This is a genomic window from Thermodesulfobacteriota bacterium, from assembly GCA_040756475.1.
In the GTDB taxonomy this organism is placed as follows: domain Bacteria; phylum Desulfobacterota; class Deferrisomatia; order Deferrisomatales; family JACRMM01; genus JBFLZB01.
The window spans coordinates 26,086-46,363 of sequence record JBFLZB010000008.1; the positions used below are offsets into that span (position 1 = coordinate 26,086).

Genomic DNA, 20,278 nt, shown 5'->3' on the forward strand with positions numbered 1-20,278 from the left:
CGCACCCTACGCGGCCTTTTGGGTGGAGGGAGCCCCCCACAGGCAATGTTTGAACCACCAAGACACAGAGACACGAGGAATGCACACGTCTCCTTTTCGCGATCTCCTTTGTGTCTTGGTGCCTTCGTGGTTCGAGGGTTTCGTGCCCTCCTGCCCGCCCAATCCCCGATGGTCTGAGGCGCCGCCTCGTGAGAAAGGGGACCGGGCGCCCCCCTCCCTCTGAGGGGGGGCGCCCCGGCCCGCACCCTACTTGCCGAGCTCCGCCTCGTACTTGCCCTTGAGCACGAAGAGATCGCCCACGAACTCCCGGGCCGGGAAGCCCTTGGCCGCCAGGCCCGCCACCCACTCGTCGATGACCGGCTTCATGGTCTCGTGGACCTTCTGGTACTCCTCGGGAGCGAGCCGGATCACCTCGAGGCCGTACTTCTCCACCGACCACTGCACCGAATCCCGGCCGTGGTTGTCCACGTACTCGCCCACCCACAGGGAGTGCTCCCGGGCCGCGTCGTCGAAGACCTTCTTCACGTCATCGGGGAGCGCATCCCACTTCTTCCGGTTCATCACCACCCCGAAGGACGTGGTCTGCATGTCGGTGATGGTGGCGTAGCGCAGCATCTCCGCGAAGTTGAAGTCCTTGAGCACGTCCAGCGACGAGAAGACGCCCTTCACGATCCCCTTTTGCAGCGCCTCGGGGGTCTCGGACTGGGGCATGGCCACGGGGGTCGCGCCCAGGAGCTGGAGGGGCTTGACCCCGGCGCCGGTGGCCCGAAGCTCGTAGCCCTTGAGGTCCGCCAGGGCGCGGATGGGAGTCTTCGACATGACCTGGGCCGGCGGCGCAGTAAAGAGGGCGAGGATCTTCACCTTCTCCAGGGACTTGGGCTGGTACTTCACGTAAAGGTCCCAGAGGACCGCGTTGGCCACCTTGGAGCTGGTGAACCCCACCGGCAGGTCCACTCCCTCCAGGAGCTCGAACCGCCCCGGCTGGTAGGGAAAGGCCAGGCACCCGATGTCCGCGACCCCGTCGATGACCCCGTCCATCATGCCCTTGGCGTCCAGGAGGGTGGAGCCCGGGAAGGTCTTGACCGCGACCTTGCCCCCGGTGCGCGCCTCCACGGTCTCGCGCCACTTCTCCATCTGCACGGACGGGAAGGTCGGTGCCGGGGGAAAGTTGGCATAGGTGAGGCTGATCTTGTCCGAGGCAAGGGCGCCGGTGGCGAGCAGGCCCACGGCGAGGCCGGCCCCGAGGAGCGAGAGGATGCTGGGCAGCTTCATGGTACGCCTCCTGTCTGGTGGTGGATCGTTGCGGCCGCCGAGCAGAGGGCGGCGAGACGTCAAGACATACACCCGTTCTCCTCCGAGGCACCACAGAAAATCAAACGGGGTAACTTCCTGGACAGGATGACAGGATGAACAGGATGGGAGGGCCGAAGCCGACGGCCGCGCCCCCCTCCGCCTATCCCGGCTCTGCACCCATCCTGCGTCATCCTGTCATCCTGTCCCGAACCTCCTTCCGTTCCCGGCTCTGCGCCTGCGCCTCACCGGTTGAAGTGCCCGAGCACGGCCTCCAGGGCGCTTCCCCCCAGGGCCCTGGCCTTTTCCGAGATAGTGAAGCAGTGCTGCCGCACGCCCCGGGGATCCACGTCGCCGGCCTTGAGCCCCGGGGTGACGGCGAGCCCGGGGCGCAGAAGGCCGCGGAGCACGCCGGAGATCTCGGCGCGGAGTTCCACGCCCGCGACCCGGGCCACCGCCTGGCCCGTCTCCACCCGGTCGCCGATCTCGGCCAGCGCCTCGAAGACTCCGTCCCGGGGACACCGCAGCACCCGCTCCCCCGCGAAACCCAGGGTGCTGCCGGGAACGCCCGTATTGGGCTCGGCGCCCCCCTCGAAGAGGAGCCGCCCCAGGTCGTGGCCCCGGTTGGTCTCCACGACGAGGTCCACGTCCACCCCGGCGGTGAAGCCCGGGCCGAAGCCCACCACCAGCTCGGCCATGTCCCGGTGGGTGCCCAGATTTCGCTTGACCACGGCTGCGTCGAGGAGCGCGTGGGGCCGCCAGGCTTCCAGGCAGGCGAGCCCCGGGTCCACCAGCACGGGGATCTCCCCGGCGGCCAGCACCGCATCGAACTGCTGCGCCGAGCCCACCCGGCGGCTTCGCACGCCCTCCACCTCGGCGGCGCCGTCCCACACCGCCTCACAGAAGCTCACCTTGCGGCGCACGGCCAGGGGGTGGGCGATCTCGGTCAGGGCCACCTTGAGGTGGCTCCGCAAGAGCCGGTGGGCGATGCCCGAGGCCATCTCGCCGGCGCCCCGGACGAGGATGCGAAGGTCGGTGAGGCTCGAGTGCAGGCGCATGAGGTGTCCGTGGTCAGTGGTCCGTCGTCGGTTGGAGCTTCGGACCGATCGGACGGATCAGACGGATAGGTCCGATCCGACCGTTCACGGTTCGCCCGCCTTTTCTCTGAGCGCGGCCAGCACGCGCTCGGGCTTCATGGGAAGCGTGCGCAGGCGCACGCCCACGGCGTGGTAGATGGCGTTGGCGATGGCCGGGGCCGTGGGCACGAGGCCCGGCTCGCCGATGCCCTTGGCACCGAAGGGGCCCGCCGGGTCGTCGGTCTCCACCAGCACCGGCTCCACCGGAATCGTGTCCGCCGCGGTGAGGATCTTGTAGTCGCGGAAGTTGGGGTTCAGGAGCCTGCCTTCCTCGTAGATCATCTCCTCGGTGAGGGCGTAGCCCACGCCCATGAGCCCGGCGCCGTAGATCTGCCCCTTGAGGAGCATGGGGTTGATGGCTTTGCCCACGTCGTGGGCGGCCACGTACTTGACGATCTCCACGTGGCCGGTCTCCGTGTCCACCTCCACCTCCACGCCGTGGCAGCCCCAGGCGTAGGAGGCCGAGAAGTTCCCCTTGAAGTCCCCCGCCAGGAGGTCCGTGGCCGGCTCGAAGAACTCCGCCGCCAGGAACATGGTGTTGCCGCTGGTGGCGAAGTGTGCCTTGCGCAGGATCTTCTCCAGCGGGGTGTTCTTGGAGGCGTCCTCGCTGCAGACGACCTGGCCGTCGCGCAAGGACAGGATCTCCTTGGGCGCCTCCAGAACCTCCTCGGCAAACGAGAGGATCTGGTCGCGCACGGTGCGGGCAGCGGCCAGGGCCGAGTTGCCCGCCACGAAGGTGGAGCGGCTGGCGTGCACCCCCACGTCCCAGGGGCAGACGTCGGTGTCGCCCACCACCACGTTCACATAGTCCACCGGCACCCCCAGGGTCTCGGCCACGATCTGCCGGAGCACCGTGTCGAGGCCCTGGCCGATGTCCATGGACCCGCTGAAGACGTCCACCCGGCCCTGGTCGTCCACCTTGATCATGGTGCCGCAGCCGTCGGACTTGTAGATCTTGGCCCCGCCCCCCACGTGCATGAGGCACGCCATGCCCACCCCCCGGGCCTTGCGGCCGGTGGACCTGGGCCGAGCCCGGGCGGCGGTCCAGTCGAGGCGCTTCGCCACCTCCTCCAGGCACTCCCGGTGGCCGCAGGTGACGGGCCGGAACCCCTGGGGGGTCACGTCCCCGGCCTGGTTGGCGTTCTTGAGGCGCAGCTCGTAGGGGTCGATCCCCGCCGTCTCCGCCAGTTCGTCCAGGTTCGCCTCGATGGCAAACGTCACCTGGGGGGTGCCGTAGCCCCGCATGGCCTGGGAGTACGTGTTGTTGGTGTAGACACAGGTGGCCTGGAACCGGACGTTGGGCACCCGGTAGAGGCTCGTGGAGGGCATCATCATCACCGTGGGGGTGGTGGCGCCCCAGGAGGTGTAGGCCCCGTTGTCGAGCACCATGGAGATGTCGCGGAAGGTGAGCCGCCCCTCGCGGTCGCACCCCTGGCGGATGCGGATGCGGGTGGGCTGTCGCGGCGAGGTGGCGACGAACTCCTCCTCCCGGCCGAAGACGATCTTCACGGGCTTCCGGGTCCGGTGCGCCAGGAGGATCGCGATGTACTCGTAGGCGTAGGTGTCGAGCTTGGAGCCGAAGCCGCCCCCCACGGCGGTGTTCACCACCCGCACCCGGCCCTTCACCCCCATGGCCTTGAGGGCCTCCTGGAAGTCGTTTTTCGCGAGGCTCGGGATCTGGGTGTTGGAGTGGACGGTGAGGTTGTCCCGGGTGTCGAAGCTCGCCACGCACCCGGAGGTGCCCATGCAGCAGTGGGTCACCCACCCCGCTTCGTACTCCCCCTCCGCCACGAAGGCCGACGCCGCCTCCCCCGCGGCCACGTCGCCGGCCTCCACCTTCCACGGCAGGCGAAGGCGGTTGTCCTTCACGGGCTTGCCCTTGGCGTCCGCGTCGTGGAGCCGGGGCGCGCCCTCCGCCAGGGCGGCCTCCGGGTCGAAGACCGCGGGCAGGTCCTCGTAGGTGACCCGGATCCGTGCCAGGGCCTCGGCCGCCGCCTCCGGGGTGGTGGCCGCCACCGCCGCGACCTCGTCCCGGTACTGGCGCACCCGCCCCTTCTTGAGGGCCGTGTTGTCCTTGAGGAACCCGAAGCGGATCTCCGGGGTGTTCTCGGCCGTGATCACGGCCCGAACCCCGGGAACCTTCTCCGCCTCGGCGGTGTCGACGGCCACGATGCGGGCGCTCACCCGCTCGGAGTAGAGGATGCGGCCGTGGAGCATGCCGGGGAGCACCAGGTCGTGGACGTACACCGAGCGGCCGACGACCTTCTCGCCGGCGTCCGCCTTGGGGATGGCCTTGCCGACGGCGCACAGGTCAGCCACGGGGCACCTCCCGGCGGGCCTGGGCGGCGGCCCGCACCGCCTCGAGGATCTGGGTGTAGCCGGTACACCGGCAGATGTTGCCGGCGAGCGCGGTCCGGATCTCAGCCTCGTCGGGCTCGGGGGACCGGTCGAGGAGCGCCTTGGCCGAGAGCACCATGCCCGGCGTGCAGAACCCGCACTGCACCGCCCCGTGGTCCACGAAGGCCTGCTGGATGGGGTGGAGCCGCCCCACCCCGCCCGCCTCTTCCCGTGCCGCCAGGCCCTCGATGGTGACCACGCTGCGGCCCTCCGCCTCCGGGGCCGGAAACAGGCACGCGTTCACCGCCGCCCCGTCCACCAGTACGGTGCACGCGCCGCACTCCCCCGCGCCGCACCCTTCCTTGGCGCCGGTGAGCCCCAGCCCCTCCCGGAGCACCCGGAGCAGGTTCCACCCGGCCCCCGCCCGCACCGAGACCGCCTCGCCGTTGACCGTGAATCGGACGACTTCTTCCATGGTTTGGACCTCTAGGATCGTGAAGCGTGAGACGTGAAGCGTGAGACAGACGTTCCAGCCCTTCAGCCCGTCGGAATCGGTATCGACATCGGGGCCGGCGTCGATACCGATAGCGATACCGGGGTTCTAGACTTCCCCCTCCAGCGCACCCGCCCGCTCCAGAACCCTCGGCACCAGCACCCGGATCATCTGGCGGCGGTACCAGGCCTTGCCCCGCCAGGAGTCGCGGACCTGGGCTTCCTGGGCCGCAGCCTCGGCGGCCGCGGCGGCGGTCTCCCGGGTGAGGGGCCGTCCCTCCAGGGCAGCCTCCGCGGCTCGGGCCCGCAGGGGAGTGGGCCCCGCCACCCCCAGGGCGACCCGGGCCTGGCGAACTACCCCGTCGCCGTCCAGACTGACCCGCACCCCCACCCCGAGAATGGGGAGCTCCACGGCCTTCCGGCGGGTGAGCTTCCAGTAGTCGGCGTAGGTGCGCCCCGAGGGTGTGGGCGCCGGCACCCGGATGTGGACGAGGATCTCCCCGGGATCCAGGGCGTTCTTGCCCGGGGCCAGGAAGAACTCCGCGACCGGGATCGCCCGCTCCCCCCCGGGCCCCCGGGCCACGCACACGGCGTCGTAGAGGAGCAGCGGCACCGCGCTGTCGGCCGACGGCGCGGCGTTGCAGAGGTTCCCGCCAACCGTGCCCACGTTTCGCACCTGGCGCGAGCCCACCGCCGAGCACGCCCGGTGGAGGGCCGGCAGGCGCTCCCGGAGGAGGGCCGAGTCCTCCACCGCGGCGTGGGTCGTCGCAGCACCCAGGGTCACGGCGCCCCCTTCCTCCCGAATCCCCGCCAGGCCTGGGATGCGCCGCAGGGAAACCAGGGCGGAAGGGGCGATCTTCTTCCCCTGGATGCCCACCCACACGTCCGTGGCGCCGGCCACGGGCACGGCCCCCTCTCGGCCCGCGAGGAACGCCAGGGCTTCTTCCAGGGTCTCGGGGCGCAGGTACTCGAAGGCGTGCATGCCAAATCCTTCGCAGTTCCCCCTCCCCCCTGCGGGGAGAGGGCTAGGGTGAGGAGTGGGGGCGGCGTTCGGAGAACGCCCCCTCACCCCGCCCCTCCCCCCGCGGGGGAGAGGGAGAGATGGGTCACCTCCGGTCGAACACCCGCTGGGCGCGCCCGGCGCTTCGCGGAAGGGTGGCGTAGTCCACCACCTCCACTTCGGCCGAGACCATGACCTGGTTCTTGATCCGGCGCTCGATCTCGGCCTCGACCGCCTCGTCCTTGAGGGGGCTGCCCGCAGGGTCGCGCTCCACCCGAACGTTCATGAGGTCCTTGCCGTAGCGCCGCTCCAGCACGATCTGGTACTCGCTCGAGACCCCGGGGCTTTCGGAGATGATCTCCTCGATCTGGCTCGGGTAGATGCTCACGGCCCGATAGACGAAGAGGTCGTCGTCCCGGCCCAGCACCCGGTCGTGCCGGGGGTAGGCCGACCCGCAGGGGCAAGGCCCGGGCAGGAGCCGGGTCAGGTCCCGGGTGCGATAGCGGATGAGCGGCGAGGCTTCCTTGGCCAGCGTCGTCACCACCATCTCGCCCAGCTCTCCCTCGGGCACCGGCCGCAGCGTCTCGGGGTGGAGAACCTCCAGCAGGTACCAGTCGGACCAGTAGTGGATGCCCCGGTGCTCGCGGCACTCGATTCCCGCCCCGGGGCCGGAGAGCTCGGTAAACCCGGTCAGGTCGTGGACGTGCTCGGCTCCCAGGAGGGCCTGGATGCGTCGGCGGGTAAGCTCGCCGCATCGCTCGCCGCCCTGGATCACCGTGCGCACCCGGAGCCGCTTCCTCAGGTTGCGGCGGTCGACCTCCTCGGCGAGCAGGAGCGCCATGCTCGGGGTACAGCACAACACGGTGGTTTCCAAATCCACCAGGAGCCGGCACTGCATGTCCACGTTGCCCGGGCCCACGGGGATTGCCAGCGCGCCCACGGCCTCGCACGCGGCCTGGAAGCCCGACCCCGCGGTCCACAGGCCGTAGCCTACGGCGATCTGGGCCGTGTCCCCCCGCCCCACCCCCGCCATCTCCAGGCACCGGGCAAAGTGGCGGGTCCACTCTTCCAGGTCCCGGGAGGTATAGCACAGGATCTTTCGCTTGCCCGTGGTGCCCGAGGAGGAGTGCACCCGCACCAGGTCCTCCCGGGGCACGCAGCGAAGCGGCAGGGGATAGCCCGCATCCAGGTCGTGGGCCGTGGTGAAGGGCAGGCGCTGGAGGTCGTCCAGGGAGCGGATGTCCTCGGGCCGCACCCGGGCGCCCTCGAGCTTCCTGCGGTAGAAGTCGCTCCCCGCGTACGCGTGGCGCACGGTCCACCGCAGCCCTTCGAGCTGGCCGTCGGCTAGGGAGACCGCGGGGTCGTACCCGGGGGAGGCCCGGAGGGGGGCGGCGCCCGGCATTCCTCTCAAGCCTGCCGCTCGTCGTAGATCCGCTTGGACTTCCTCTCGCTCCGGGGCAGCTCCCCGTACCCCACCACCTTCACCTCGGCGGAAACCAGGATCTGGCTCTGGATGCGCCGCTCGATCTCGGCCGCCAGGGCCGCATCGGCCTCGGGCGTGCCCGTCGGGTCGCGCTCCACGCTCACGGTCATGAAGTCCTTGCCTCCTCGACGCTCCAGCCGGATGTTGTACTCGCTGGAGATCCCCGGCACCCGGGAGAGGAGCTCGTCGAGCTGCCCGGGGTAGATGTTCACGGCCCGGAAGATGATCATGTCGTCGCTGCGGCCGAGCAGGCGGTCGTGGCGGGGCAGGACCGACCCGCAGGAGCAGCGGCCGGGGAGGCTGCGGGTGAGGTCCCGGGTGCGGTAGCGCAGGAGCGGCGAGCCCTCCTTCGCCAGCGTCGTCACCACCATCTCGCCGATCTCCCCATCGGACACCGGCTGGAGACTCTCGGGGTCCAGGAGTTCCAGGAGGTAGTAGTCCGCCCAGTAGTGAATGCCCTGGTGGTGGGCGCAGTCGAGCCCCGCCCCCGGCCCGTACAGCTCGGTCATCCCGGTGATGTCGTAGAGGTGCTCGGCGCCGAGGAGCTCGAGGATGCGCCGGCGCATGGCGTCGCTGCACCGCTCCGAGCCCTGGATCACGGTCCGGACCCGGACCTTGCCCCGCAGGCCCCGCCGCTCCACCTCCTCGGCCAAGAGCAGCGCCATACTCGCCGTGCAGCAGATCACCGTGGGCTCGAGGTCCACGAGGAACTGGCACTGCATGTCCAGGTTGCCGGGGCCCACCGGGATGGCCATGGCCCCCACGGCCTCGCACCCGGCCTGGAAGCTCACCCCGGCCGTCCACAGGCCGTAGCCCACCGCGATCTGCACCCGGTCTCCGGGGCCCACCCCCGCCATCTCGTAGCAGCGGGCGAAGAACCGGGTCCAGTCCTCCACGTCCTTCCGGGTGTAGCACAGCACCTTGCGCTTGCCCGTGGTGCCCGAGGAGGAGTGGATGCGCACGAGCCGCTCGAAGGGCACGCTGCGGAGCGGGAAAGGATACCCGGCCCGGAGGTCGTCGGCCGTGGTGAAGGGCAGGCGGCGCACGTCTTCCAGGGTGCGGATGTCCTCCGGGCGGACCCCCGCGGCGTCCAGGCGCGCCCGGTAGAACTCGCTCCCCCGGTAGGCATGGGCCACGCTCCACTGGAGCCCCCGGAGTTGGTGGCTGGCGAGCTCCGCCTCGGTGCGAAAGGTGGGCATGAAGGATGGTGACATGAAGCCCTCTTGATGCGTGGGAGCGGCCTTGGCCGCGAACCGTCCCGACAGTTCCCTTCGCGGGCAAGCCCGCTCCTGCACCTTCCGGCGGCCGGGCCGGTCACGTCCCCCGCCGCCGCGCCGTCTCCGCCGCGTCCACGGTCCAGGTGGCGGTGTCCACGGCCACGCCGTAGGCCTGCCGGGCCTGCTCGGCGGAGACCACGCCGTTTCGCACGTCCCGGAGCACCTTCTCGGGCGGGCGCTTCTTCGGGTCGCCCCACCCTCCGCCGCCCCCAGCCTGCTGGAAGTAGAGGGTCCCCGCCGGCACGTCCGGCACCAGGTCCTTGGTGGTGCACAGGTAGTCGCGGCCGTCGGGGTAGGTGAGCCGGATTGCGTTCAGGGTGCCGTCCTTGCCCCCCAGGGCGCCCCGAGCCGGCTCCACGTCGCCGTCGCCAAAGGTGACGAGCTTCACCCCCTGGCCGCCGATGCGGAACCGGGTCTCCACCCCGAGCCCGCCCCGCCACTGGCCGGCGCCGGCCGAGTCGGTCCAGTACTCGTGCTGGAGGAGGAGATGGGGCGTCTGCTGCTCGAAGATCTCGTAGTCCTGGTCGAGCACGCCGCCGGAGGCGTCGATCATCCCGATGTGGTCGTAGCCGTCGCATCCCTGGATGGCCCCCGAGCCGCCCTTGAGGCCCATGAAGCCGATGTCCACGAAGGGCTCCCCGCCCTTGCGGGGGTCCTTCCCGGTGGTGAGGCTGCACAGAAGCTCCCCCCACTCGGCGGTCACCCGGTCCGGGATCACGGGAGCCAGGGCCCGCATGATGGCGTCGGCGTTGTTGGGGCAGAGGTGGTTGCCGTAGGTGGTGGCCGCGGGGTAGGCGGCGTTCAGGATCGTGCCCTCGGGGATGGTGATCCGGATCGGCTTCACCATGCCCTCGTTGTGGGGCATGTTGGGGTTCACCATCTGGAGGAAGGTCAGGATCGTGGCCGAGGCGCTGGAGGTATAGGTGCCGTTGACGAAGCCGGTGGTCTGGGCGTCGGTGCCCGTGTAGTCGAAGTGGATGTCCCCGTCCGCGACGGTGATGGTTACCCGGATGGTGTAGGAGGAGCCCGGGTTCTTGCCGTCGTAGTAGGCCACCGCCTCGCCCCGGTACACGCCGTCGGGGATCGAGCGGATCTCCTGGCGCATCATCTTCTCGGTAGCGTCGAAGAGGTGGGCCACGTGGGCCTCGAACACGTCGCGGCCGTAGCGCTCCAGGATCTTGAGGATCCCCCGCTCCCCCACCACGCACGAGCCGATCTCGGCGCGCATGTCCTCCTCGACGATGTCGAGGCGGATGTTGGCGAAGATCAGGTCCCACACGTCCTTTCGCAGCTTGCCCTTCTCGTAGACCTTGACCGGCGGGATGCGCAGCGCCTCCTGCCACACCTCGGTGGCCTGGGGGTTGTAGCCCCCCTGCACCGCGCCGCCGATGTCGGCCTGGTGGCCCTTGCACGCGGCCCAGGCCACCAGCGCCCCCTCGTGGAAGATGGGCTTGTACACCGCCACGTCGTTGTTCTGGTTGCCCATGCTGAAGACGTCGTTGTGGAAGATGACGTCGCCCGGGTGCAGGTCGTCGCCGAAGTACTCGAGGATGTACTTGCACACCGGCGCCAGGCTGAAGGCCAGGATCGGCAGGTTCTCGGTCTGCTCCAGCATGTTGCCCCGGGCGTCGTAGAGCCCGGTGACGAAGTCCTTGGCCTCGCACAGGATCGGGGACCGGGTGGTCCGGGTCATGGCGATGCTCATCTCCTCGGTGATGCTCTTCAGGCGCCGCTGGAGGATGGAGACCAGGACCTTGTCGATGGGGATCTCGGGCATGGTTTGCTCTCTCTGCAAGGAGGTCGGACCCGTCGGACTCAGCTCTTCAGCACCCTGCCCAGCACTTCCTGCTCCTTCTCGCGCAGGTACAGGGTGTAGGTGCCGTACCGGTCCACGGCCACGTGGAACTCGGGGGTGACGAAGGTGGTGGTGTTCACCTGCTCGATGATGGCCGGGCCCTCCAGGCGATTGCCGTGCTGGAGCTTCATCCCGTCGAAGATGTCCACGTCGGTGAAGCGCCTCTCCCGGGGCAGGTACGCCCGGCGCACACCCTTGAAGGCCGCCGAGGGGTCGGCGTCGGCCCGGGGCTCGGGCACCAGGCTCGGCTTCTCGGTGCGCCCCACGGCCGAGAGCCGCAGGTTGATGAGCTCCACCGGGGTTCCCTTGTCCGCCAGGGAGTAGCCGTAGAGGGCGTCGTGCTGGGGATGGAACTTGGCGGCGATGGCCGCCGGGTCGCAGATCTCCGCCTCCTCCCAGGTGAGCTCGACCCCCACCTCGTGGTACTGGCGCACGTAGCGCAGGTCCACGGTGAGGTGGCAGGAGACCCGGTCCTCGCCGATCCCCTCGCTGCGCAGCAGCCGCACGCCCTCCTCGCGCATCTCCCGGAAGAGGGACTGAAACTGCTCCCGGTCCATCCGGTCGAGCCGCCCCGGGTAGGTGCGCACGAAGTCGTGCTTCAAGTCCGAGCGGAGCATCCCGGCGGCGCAGAAGATCGACGACTCCCGGGGGATCAGCACCACCGGGATGCCGAGCTCCAGCGCGATCATGCAGGCGTGATTGGGGCCGGCGCCCCCCGCCGTGACCAGAGGGAAGTCCCGGGGGTCGTAGCCGTTCTTGACCGCGATCTCCCGCACCGCGGCGGCCATGGAGACGTTGATCACCTCGTACATGCCCGCCGCGGCCTGGGCCACGTCGTACCCCAGGGGCCGGGCGATGTGCTCCTGGATGGCCGCCTCGGCGGCCTTGGCGTCGAGCTTCAAGCGCCCGCCGGCGAAGAAGTCGGCGTCCAGGTACCCGAGAAGGAGGTCCGCGTCGGAGCAGGTGGGGAGCGCGCCGCCCCGGCCGTAGCAGGCCGGGCCCGGGTCGGCGCCGGCGCTCTGGGGGCCCATGCGCAGGAGCCCTCCCTCGTCGATCCAGCCGATGGAGCCGCCCCCGGCGCCGATGGTCACCACGTTGAGCATGGGCAGGCTGATCCGAAGTCGGTCGATGTCGCCCTCGGTGGTGGTGAGGGGCTTGCCGTCCTTGACCAGGGCCACGTCGAAGCTCGTGCCCCCCATGTCGCAGGTGATGCAGTCCTGGTGGCCCTGACCCGCGGAGAAGGCGAGCCCGGCCACGGGCCCCCCGGCCGGGCCGGACAGCAGCGTCATTGCCGGCTTGGCGATGGCCGCCTCGGGGGAGATGACGCCGCCGTTGGAGGCCATGATGAGGAGCACCCCCTGGTACCGAAGTCCCTCGAGCCGGCGCACGAGGCTGCGCAGGTAACGCTCGAGCACCGGCCCCACGTAGGCGTTGAGACAGGCGGTGGAGACCCGGTCGTAGAAGCGGATGGCCGGGGCGACCTCGGTGGAGACCGAGAGGAAGGCGCCGGGCAGGGCCTGCCGCACGAGTTCGGCGGCCCGGGCCTCGTGGGCCGGATTGGCGAAGGAGTTCATGAAGCAGATGGCCACCGCCTCGACGCCCTCCCGCCGGAAGGCCTCGATGCCGGACCGGACCGAGCCCTCGTCCAGGGGCGTGAGGACCGCCCCGCGGTAGTCCAGGCGCTCGTCCACCGGAAGCCGCAGGTAGCGCTCCACCACGGGCCGCACGTTCTCGTAGCGGTTGTTGTACTGCTCCTCCCGGATGCCCCGGCGCATCTCCAGGGCGTCCCGGACACCCCGGGTGGTGAGGAGCCCGGTCTTCGCCCCCCGGTGGGTCAGGGTGGCGTTGGTGGTGACCGTCGTTCCGTGGACGATGGTACTCACCTCCTCCAGAAACTCCTCGGTGGTGAGCCCCCGGTCCCGGGCCATCTCCTCGATGCCCTGGATCGTGGCGATGGAAGGGTCCGAGGGGGTGGAGAGCACCTTGTAGATGTGGCTCGTCCCGTCCTCCTCGGCGAGGAGGAAGTCGGTAAAGGTCCCGCCCACGTCGATGCCGATCTTGTACATGGCGTTTGCTCGTTGCTCGTTGTTCGTTGCCCGTGGTCAATAAGACCCCTCGCCGTCGCCCTTTCTCCAACGGGCAACGAGCAACGGGCCACGAGCAGCCTTTAGAAAATCTTTGGCTCCTGGAACTCCCCGTACACCTGGCGGAACACGTCCGCCATCTCGCCCACGGTGGCGTAGGCGCGGCAGCACTCCACGAGGGGGGCCATGACGTTCTTCCCCTCCCGGGCGGCCTGCTCCAGGCCCTTGAGCGCGGCGGCCGCGGCCGCTGCGTCCCGGGTGCGCCTGAGATCCCGCAGGTCGGCGAGCTTCTCCTCGGCCCAGGCCTCGTTGTACTCGTGGAGGTCCACCTCGTGCTGGCCTTCGGTGGCGTACTTGTTCACCCCCACCTTCACCAGCTCGCCCCGCTCCAGGGCGGCCTCGAACTCGAAGGCCTGGCGGGAGACCTTGCGCTGCACGTACCCGTCCTTGACGCAGGCGAGCATCCCGCCCCGGGCCTCGATGTCCTCCATTTCCTCCCGGATCTTCTCCTCCATCTGCTTGGTGAGGGTCTCGACGAAGTAGGAGCCGGCCAAGGGGTCGACGGTGTCCCGCATCCCCACCTCCTCCATCAGGATCTGGCAGGTGCGCAGCGAGAGCAGCGCGGAGCGCGGCGTGGGGATGGTGTAGGCCTCGTCGAAGGAGCACAGGGCCGTGGTCTGGGCCCCCGAGAGGGCCGCGGCCAGGGCGTAGTAGGCCCCCCGGATGATGTTGTTCTCGGGCTCGGCCTTGGTCAGCCCCGACCCGCCCCCGGCAAACAGGCCCCGGAGCCAGAGGTTCCGGGGGTCCTTCACCCCGTACTTCTCCTTCAGGTTCTGGGCCCACACCTTGCGGCCGGCCCGGAACTTGGCCACCTGCTCCCAGAGATTGCCGAAGATGTTCAGGTTGAAGCTGAAGCGGCCCACGAACTGGTCCGGGTGGTAGCCCCGGCGCACCACCTCGTCGATGTAGGCGTTGGCGATGCCGAAGGCGTAGGCCATCTCCTGGGCCGGCGTGGCCCCCGACTCACGGATGTGGTAGCCGCAGATGCTCACGGGGTTGGTGCGGGGCATGGCCTCGATGGCGTACTCGATGGTGTCGCCGATCAGCTTCACCGCCGGGTCCAGGGCGTAGATCCACGCGCCCCGGCCGATGACCTCTTTCAGGATGTCGTTCTGGGGCGTGGCCGAGATCTTCGTCCGGTCGAAGCCGAGCTTCTCCCCCACCGCCTGGTACATGGCGAGCATGATCGAGGCCACGGCGTTGATGGTGAGCCCGGCGCCCACCTTGTGCAGGTCGATGCCGTCGAAGGCGACCTCGAAGTCCCGCAGGCTGTCCACGGCCATGCCCACCCGGCCCACCTCGCCCTCGGCCATGGGGTGGTCCGAGTCGAGGCCCATCTGGGTGGGCAGGTCGAAGGCCACGTTCAGCCCGGTCTGGCCGTGGTCGATCATCAGCTTGAAGCGCTCGTTGGTCTCCCGGGGCGTGCCGAAGCCGGTGTACTGCCGGGTGGTCCACTCCCGCGACCGGTACCCCTCGGCGAAGAGGTTGCGAGTGAAGGGGTACTCCCCGGGCTCCCCCAGGTCCCTCGCATAGTCGAAGCCCACGGCCTCCAGGTCTGCCGGGCCGTAGCTCGGCTTCACGTGGATCCCCGACGAGAGCTCCACGTCGAGGATCCTGTCGTTCTTGTCTCGGGTGTAGCGGGCGACGTCCATGGGTGCTCCTGGGTGGGGGGTCGTGATGGGACTCATGGGACCCATGGGACCTATGGGTCCTATGGGTCCTATGGGTCCTATGGGTCCTACGCTCCGGTGCGCCCCACGTTCTCCCGAATGAACTCGATGGTCTCCCGGAGCGGCGTGCCGCCGGGGAAGATGCCCTTCACCCCCAGGGCCCGCAGGGCCTCGAAGTCGCGGCTCGGGATCACCCCGCCCACGCACACGAGCTTGTCCGCCGCCCCCTTCTCCGCAAGGAGCTTCCTGAGCTTGCGGCAGATGGCGAGGTGGCCGCCGGTCAGGATGGAGAGGCCGATCACGTCCGCGTCCTCCTGCACGGCGGCCTGCACCACCGCCTCCACGCTCTGGTGGAGCCCGGTGTAGACCACCTCCATGCCGGCCTCCTTGAGGGCGTGGGCCACGACCTTCGCCCCCCGGTCGTGCCCGTCCAGCCCCGGCTTGGCCACGAGAACCTTGATTCTTCTGATCAACTTGGGCCTCCGTCTGCGTTGGCCGGTCTCACGTCGATACCGATACCGCTGTCGATCCCGATACCGATACCGAGCTCGCCCTCGCTATCGCTATCGGTATCGCTATCGGGTTCGGACCAGATCATCGCCCTACCCATACCGGTACTGCACCCCCCACCCGCCCCGGGGATACCGCCAGGAGAGGGCGTCCTCCCGGCAGGCCACCAGGCAGGTGCCGCACTCCAGACACCCGGCGTACTCCACCACCATCCGGTCCGCCTCGGCGTTCCACTCGTAGAGCGTCGCCGGGCAGACCCGCTCGCAGTAGCGCTCGGTGCACCGGGTGCGGCACACCTCCGCGTCGATGGCGATGTGGCTCTCGCCGTCGGGCTTGATGGCGTTCTTCGTGAGCTTTTCGGTTGCGTCCACGCCTTCGCTCCTCCCCGTCGGACCGGTCAGACCCGTCGGACGCCTCTCAGATTCTCCGCCACCCCGCCAGAGGCGTAGGGCGGGGCTTGCCCCGCCAAACCGGCGGGCGAACCCCGCTACGCGGGAACCGCCCGCCCTACCGTTTCATCCCTCGGGGTGATCGAAGGTCATGGGCAACTCAGATCTTCCGCCAGCCCGCCAGGGCCCTGAGGTCCGTCCAGTTGAGCACGTTGCGGCGCAGGAACTCCCAGACCCTGGTCGAGAGCTTGCCCGGTCGCCCCTGTTCCAGCCGCACGAGACCTCCGAGCAGCCGGCAGACCTCCCGAGGGTAGCGGTCGAAGAGGGCCGGGTTCTCCAGGAGCCGGGGCATCTCCCGGTACGCCTCCAGGTACTGCCAGACGAAGCTCTCCTTGAGGCGCCGGGGGTAGCCGGCAAGCCCCGCGGCCGAGCAGTCCTCTTTCTGGCGGGCCTCGATCACCGCTTCGGCCGCGAACCTCCCGCTGGCCAGGGCGAACTCCATGCCGCGCACGGTGTAGCCCATGTTCAGGGCCAGGCCGGCGGCGTCGCCGGCGAGACACAGGCCGTCGCGCACGAGGGACGGCACCGCACCGAGCCCCCCCTCGGGGATCAGGTGCGCCGAGTACTCCAGGAGCTCGGACCCCCGCGTGAGGCTCCGGACCCGGGGGTGGGCCTTGAAGGCCTCGAAGAGCTCCGGCACCTTCTCCTGCCCGCCCTTCTCCATCAGGTCGCCGACCCCGACCACCAGCCCCAGGGAGAGGGACTCCTGATTGGTGTAGCAGAACCCGCCGCCCAGGAGCCCCCGGGTCACCGAGCCCACGAAGAGCTCGGCTGCCCCCTCGCCGGGGTCGAGCTGGAAGCGGTCCTCGATGGTGCCCGACGGCAGCCCCAGGACCTCCTTCACCCCCACGGCCACGGTCTTCGGCGCGGGCCGGCCCCGGAGCCCGGCTGCCTGGCCCACAAAGGAGAGGAGCCCGTCGCAGGCGATCACCGCGTGGGCCGGGATCTCCTCCCCGTCCACCTTGACCCCGGCCACGGCCTCGCCTTCCCAGAGGAGCTGGGCCACGGGCTTCTGGGGGATGACGAAGGCCCCCTTCTGGCCCACCCGATCGCCGAGCCAGGCGTCGAACCTGGCCCGGAGCACCGTGTGGCTCTGGGGCAGTTCTCCGCCCAGGCCCTCGTCCTGGAAGTCGAGCCGAAGGCTTCGGCCCTCGTCCAGGAGGGTCCAGGCCTCGTGGGTCACCGGACGCTCCAGGGGGGCCTCGGCCCACCACTCGGGGAAGAGATCGCGCACGCTCTCCACATAGAGCCGGCCGCCGGTGACGTTCTTCGCCCCCGGCGCGTCGCCCCGCTCCAGGACCACCACCTGGAGCCCCGCGTCCGCCAGGGTCTCGGCCGCGGCCAGCCCCGCCAGACCCGCGCCCACGACGACGGCGTCCAGCTTCACGGCGCGGGCCTCTTGGGGCGTCGTGAGACGTGAGACGTGAGACGTGAGACGACGTCCATGGGCGGGGTTCCTCTTCTACGCTTCACGCTTCACGGCCCTTAGTTCCGCCGTGAGCGCCGGCAGCACCTGCAGCGCATCTCCCACGATGCCGTAGTCGGCATACTGGAAGATCGGGGCCTTGGGGTCGGCGTTGACGGCGACCACCACCTTGGCCGTGTCCATGCCCATGGTGTGGTGGACGGCGCCGGAGACGCCGGCCACCACGTAGAGGGCCGGGGAGATGGTCTTGCCCGACTTGCCCACCTGGATGGCGTGGTCGGCCCACCCCGCGTCCACGATGGCCCGGCTCACCCCCACCGCGCCCCCTAGGACGTCCGCCAGCTCTTCGAGGATCTTCAGGTTCTCCGGCGCCCGCAGACCCCGCCCGCCGGCCACCACCCGCTGGGCCTCGGTGAGGGGCACCCGGGCCGAGGCCCGGGGCCTCTTCTCCAGCACCTCCACACGGCTCGGGTCCGGCGAGGCCTGGTGCGTCTCGAACTGGGTCTCTGCCACGGGCTCGGCCCCGGCGTCGAAGCTGTTCGGGCGGAAGGCCGCGAGGCACAGGCGGTCGCCGGAGCGCACCGTGGCGTAGGCCTTGCCGCCGAAGGCCGGCCGGGTGAGGAGGAACGCCTCACCGTCCGCCTCCAGCCCGAGGGCGTTGGTCAGGGCCGAGGCCCCCAGCCGGACGGCCAGGCGCGGCAGGAGCTCCCGGGTCCGGGTGCCCTCGGCGAAGAGGACGAGCCGCGGGGCACCGGCGGAGAGGACGCCGGCCACGGCGCCCACCCAGGGGTCGGCAGCATAGGGCGAGAGGTTTGGCCCCTGGACCGCCACCACCCGGTGGGCGGCACCGCGAAGCGCCTGGGCAGCGGCCGCCTCGTCGCCCACGGCCACCGCCACCACCTGCCCCCCGGCTCCACCGACCAGGCGGCGCGCCTGGGAGAGGAGCTCCAGCGTGGACGCCCGGTACCCGCCTTCCTGCCCTTCGCAGATCACCCAGATGGACATGGGAACCTCGTGATTCGTGATCGAAATCGCTATCGAAATCGGCAGTCGGGACCGGGGTCGATTTCGCTCCCGATTTCGATTTCGATGTGGATTGCCGTCACAGCACCTTCGCCTCTTCCCTGAGGAGCTTCACCAACTGCGCCGCGGCAACGGCGGGCTCGCCCTCCACCATCTTCACCGGCGCCCGCTTGGCCGGGCCGCGGTAGGACTGGACCGCCAGAGCCGGCGCCGCCTCGACCCCGAGCTCGGCCAGGGTCGCCTTCGGCACCTGGGCCTTCATGGCCTTCATGAGCCCCATCACCTGGGGAACCCGGGGCTCGCACAGGCCCTTCTCGGCGGTGAGGAGCGCGGGGAGGGGTACCCGCAGGACCTCCGCCCCCCGGTCGGTCTCCCGGGTCACCCGGGCGGCGCCCGACTGCACCGCAAGCTCCGTCACGCCGGTGGCGCAGGGCACCCCCAGGAGCTCGGACACCATGGGCCCCACCAGCCCGGCCTCGCCGTCGGTGGCCTGCCGGCCCGCCAGCACCAGGTCGAAGCCCTCCCGCCGGCACACCCCCGCCAGGGCCCGGGCCACGGTGAGGGGGTCGGCCCCGGCCAGGGCCGGGTCGTCCACCAGGAACGCGGCGTCCGCCCCCATGGCCAGGGCCCGCCGCGCCGCGTCGAGCCCCGTGCCCGCACCGGCCGAGACGGCGTACACCGAGCCTCCGGCCGCCTGTTTGACCCGCAGGGCCGCCTCCACCGCGATCTCGTCGAAGAAGTTGAGGCAGCGCTTCTTCTCCACCTCCACCGATTTTCCCCCCTCGGCCACCTTCACCAGGGCCTCCAGGTCGGGAACTTCCTTCACGAGCACTGCGATCTTCATGGCACCCCTTGGGTCGTGAAGCGTGAGACGTGAAACGTGAGACGGGGACCCGCTCTTCACGCTTCACGTCTCACGTCTAACGTTTCACGCCTTACCGTTCCCGCACGATTTCCCGGCCCACGAAGTCCTTGATGATCTCGTGGGTGCCGCCTCCGTAGAGCAGGAACCGGGCGTCCCGGAAGTAGCGCTGGGGGCCGTACTCGGAGGCGAAGCCGTTGGCGCCGTAGATCCGGGTCACCTCGTCCACCACCTTGAGGCAGGTCTCGGTGGCGAACATCTTGGCCATGGCGGCTTCCTTTCGCGGGTTCATCCCCTCGCCGATCATCCAGGCCACCCAGTACACCATGAGGCGTGCCGCCTCCATCTCGGTGGCCAGGTCCGCCAGCTTGGCCCGGATCAGCTGGTACTCGCCGATGGGCTTGCCGAAGGCCTGGCGCTTGCGGGCGTACTCAAGGCCATCGGCGAAGGCGGTGCGGGCCATCCCGAGGGCCATGGCGCCGGTCATGCAGCGCACCTCGTTGAGGATCTCGCCGAGGTACACCACCCCCTTGCCCGGCTCCTCGCCGAGCAGGTTCTCGTCCGGGACGAAGACGTCTTCGAGCACGAGCTCGCCGCAGGCCGGCCCCCGGGCGCCGAGCTTGTGCAGGAGCTGGCCGGACTGGAAGCCGGGCGTTCCCTTCTCCACCAGGAAGAAACTCAGGCCCTTCATGCCCTTGGCCGGGTCGCTGGTGGCGAGCACCGTGGCGAAGTCGGCGGTGGGGCCGTTGGTGATCCAGTTCTTGGTGCCGGTGAGCACCCAGCCCCCGTCCACCTTCTTCGCCGCGGTCCGGGTGGCCGCCAGGTCCGAGCCCGACTGGTCCTCGGTGAAGCACATGGTGGCGATCTTCTCGCCCCGCAGCGCCGGCAGCAGGCACCGCTCGCGAATCCCCGGGCTTCCGAACCGGTAGAGGAAGTGGGTGCCCATGAGCATGTTCATGATCACCGCCTGGGCGAACCCCACCGAGCCCCGGGAGAGCTCCTCGTAGAAAAGCATGCAGGTCACCGGGTCGGCATTCATGCCCCCCAGCTCCTCCGGGTAGCGCAGCCCCAGGTACCCCAGCCCCGTGAATTCCCGCCACAGGTCCGCCGGGATGGCGTCCGCCTGGTCGATCTCCTCCACCCGGGGCAGGATGAGGCGGTCCACCGTGTCGGCCACGGCGCTGCGGAAGAACTCCTGCTCGTCGGTCAGGCGAAAATCCATGGTCTCTGCTCATCGCTTGTTGCGCGTTGTCGGTTGCGAGTTGCGCGTTGGAGGTTGCGCGTGGTGGTGGTGGTCGTTCTCTCCAACGCGCAACGTGCAACC

General features: G+C 70.0%; 16 protein-coding genes. All 16 read right to left on the reverse strand.

From position 1 onward, the window contains the following. Positions 1-246: 246 nt before the first annotated feature. Positions 247-1,272, reverse strand: coding sequence for a TRAP transporter substrate-binding protein (locus AB1578_02325; GenBank protein MEW6486733.1), 1,026 nt, complete (start codon positions 1,270-1,272; stop codon positions 247-249). A gap of 263 nt (positions 1,273-1,535) precedes the next feature. After that, a complete protein-coding gene (yqeB, locus tag AB1578_02330) occupies positions 1,536-2,348 on the reverse strand; it encodes a selenium-dependent molybdenum cofactor biosynthesis protein YqeB (GenBank protein ID MEW6486734.1) in 813 nt (270 codons plus the stop codon). Between the two features lie 84 nt (positions 2,349-2,432). Continuing rightward, complete coding sequence (locus AB1578_02335; protein ID MEW6486735.1) at positions 2,433-4,745, reverse strand: xanthine dehydrogenase family protein molybdopterin-binding subunit; 2,313 nt, start codon at positions 4,743-4,745, stop codon at positions 2,433-2,435. Next, the gene (locus AB1578_02340) at positions 4,738-5,238 is read right to left on the reverse strand and encodes a (2Fe-2S)-binding protein (protein ID MEW6486736.1); all 501 of its coding nucleotides are present in this window, start codon (positions 5,236-5,238) and stop codon (positions 4,738-4,740) included. The genes AB1578_02335 and AB1578_02340 overlap by 8 nt, the downstream gene beginning before the upstream one ends. A gap of 126 nt (positions 5,239-5,364) precedes the next feature. Further along, a complete protein-coding gene (locus tag AB1578_02345; GenBank protein MEW6486737.1) occupies positions 5,365-6,237 on the reverse strand; it encodes a xanthine dehydrogenase family protein subunit M in 873 nt (290 codons plus the stop codon). Between the two features lie 124 nt (positions 6,238-6,361). Continuing rightward, positions 6,362-7,657 (reverse strand): phenylacetate--CoA ligase, encoded by a 1,296-nt coding sequence (locus AB1578_02350; GenBank protein ID MEW6486738.1) that lies wholly within the window; start codon positions 7,655-7,657, stop codon positions 6,362-6,364. A gap of 5 nt (positions 7,658-7,662) precedes the next feature. Further along, the gene (locus AB1578_02355; protein MEW6486739.1) at positions 7,663-8,952 is read right to left on the reverse strand and encodes a phenylacetate--CoA ligase; all 1,290 of its coding nucleotides are present in this window, start codon (positions 8,950-8,952) and stop codon (positions 7,663-7,665) included. A gap of 100 nt (positions 8,953-9,052) precedes the next feature. Further along, entirely contained in the window at positions 9,053-10,792 is a 1,740-nt protein-coding gene (locus AB1578_02360) for a hydantoinase B/oxoprolinase family protein (protein MEW6486740.1), read from the reverse strand. 38 nt (positions 10,793-10,830) lie between these two features. After that, on the reverse strand, positions 10,831-12,936 hold the full coding sequence (locus tag AB1578_02365; protein ID MEW6486741.1) for a hydantoinase/oxoprolinase family protein: 2,106 nt from the start codon (positions 12,934-12,936) through the stop codon (positions 10,831-10,833). 101 nt (positions 12,937-13,037) lie between these two features. After that, positions 13,038-14,666 (reverse strand): methylmalonyl-CoA mutase family protein, encoded by a 1,629-nt coding sequence (locus AB1578_02370; GenBank protein ID MEW6486742.1) that lies wholly within the window; start codon positions 14,664-14,666, stop codon positions 13,038-13,040. An 86-nt stretch (positions 14,667-14,752) separates the two neighbouring features. Continuing rightward, positions 14,753-15,157, reverse strand: a complete 405-nt coding sequence (locus AB1578_02375) for a cobalamin B12-binding domain-containing protein (GenBank protein MEW6486743.1) — start codon at positions 15,155-15,157, stop codon at positions 14,753-14,755. Between the two features lie 129 nt (positions 15,158-15,286). Continuing rightward, positions 15,287-15,565: a 4Fe-4S dicluster domain-containing protein gene (locus AB1578_02380; protein MEW6486744.1), complete on the reverse strand. Its 279-nt coding sequence runs from the start codon at positions 15,563-15,565 to the stop codon at positions 15,287-15,289. Positions 15,566-15,743: 178 nt separating this feature from the next. Beyond that, the gene (locus tag AB1578_02385) at positions 15,744-17,030 is read right to left on the reverse strand and encodes an FAD-dependent oxidoreductase (GenBank protein MEW6486745.1); all 1,287 of its coding nucleotides are present in this window, start codon (positions 17,028-17,030) and stop codon (positions 15,744-15,746) included. Positions 17,031-17,105: 75 nt separating this feature from the next. Further along, on the reverse strand, positions 17,106-18,074 hold the full coding sequence (locus tag AB1578_02390) for an electron transfer flavoprotein subunit alpha/FixB family protein (GenBank protein ID MEW6486746.1): 969 nt from the start codon (positions 18,072-18,074) through the stop codon (positions 17,106-17,108). Positions 18,075-18,171: 97 nt separating this feature from the next. After that, the gene (locus tag AB1578_02395; GenBank protein ID MEW6486747.1) at positions 18,172-18,936 is read right to left on the reverse strand and encodes an electron transfer flavoprotein subunit beta/FixA family protein; all 765 of its coding nucleotides are present in this window, start codon (positions 18,934-18,936) and stop codon (positions 18,172-18,174) included. Positions 18,937-19,027: 91 nt separating this feature from the next. Further along, on the reverse strand, positions 19,028-20,176 hold the full coding sequence (locus tag AB1578_02400) for an acyl-CoA dehydrogenase family protein (protein ID MEW6486748.1): 1,149 nt from the start codon (positions 20,174-20,176) through the stop codon (positions 19,028-19,030). Positions 20,177-20,278: the final 102 nt, after the last annotated feature.

Excerpts from the sequence above, each read along its gene's own strand:
- AB1578_02390 (MEW6486746.1), bottom strand. The coding sequence starts at position 18,074 with ATGTCCATCTGGGTGATCTGCGAAGGGCAGGAAGGCGGGTACCGGGCG.
- AB1578_02355 (MEW6486739.1), bottom strand. The coding sequence starts at position 8,952 with ATGTCACCATCCTTCATGCCCACCTTTCGCACCGAGGCGGAGCTCGCC.
- AB1578_02400 (MEW6486748.1), bottom strand. The coding sequence starts at position 20,176 with ATGGATTTTCGCCTGACCGACGAGCAGGAGTTCTTCCGCAGCGCCGTG.
- AB1578_02325 (MEW6486733.1), bottom strand. The coding sequence starts at position 1,272 with ATGAAGCTGCCCAGCATCCTCTCGCTCCTCGGGGCCGGCCTCGCCGTG.
- AB1578_02340 (MEW6486736.1), bottom strand. The coding sequence starts at position 5,238 with ATGGAAGAAGTCGTCCGATTCACGGTCAACGGCGAGGCGGTCTCGGTG.
- AB1578_02345 (MEW6486737.1), bottom strand. The coding sequence starts at position 6,237 with ATGCACGCCTTCGAGTACCTGCGCCCCGAGACCCTGGAAGAAGCCCTG.
- AB1578_02350 (MEW6486738.1), bottom strand. The coding sequence starts at position 7,657 with ATGCCGGGCGCCGCCCCCCTCCGGGCCTCCCCCGGGTACGACCCCGCG.
- AB1578_02365 (MEW6486741.1), bottom strand. The coding sequence starts at position 12,936 with ATGTACAAGATCGGCATCGACGTGGGCGGGACCTTTACCGACTTCCTC.
- AB1578_02360 (MEW6486740.1), bottom strand. The coding sequence starts at position 10,792 with ATGCCCGAGATCCCCATCGACAAGGTCCTGGTCTCCATCCTCCAGCGG.
- yqeB (MEW6486734.1), bottom strand. The coding sequence starts at position 2,348 with ATGCGCCTGCACTCGAGCCTCACCGACCTTCGCATCCTCGTCCGGGGC.
- AB1578_02395 (MEW6486747.1), bottom strand. The coding sequence starts at position 18,936 with ATGAAGATCGCAGTGCTCGTGAAGGAAGTTCCCGACCTGGAGGCCCTG.
- AB1578_02370 (MEW6486742.1), bottom strand. The coding sequence starts at position 14,666 with ATGGACGTCGCCCGCTACACCCGAGACAAGAACGACAGGATCCTCGAC.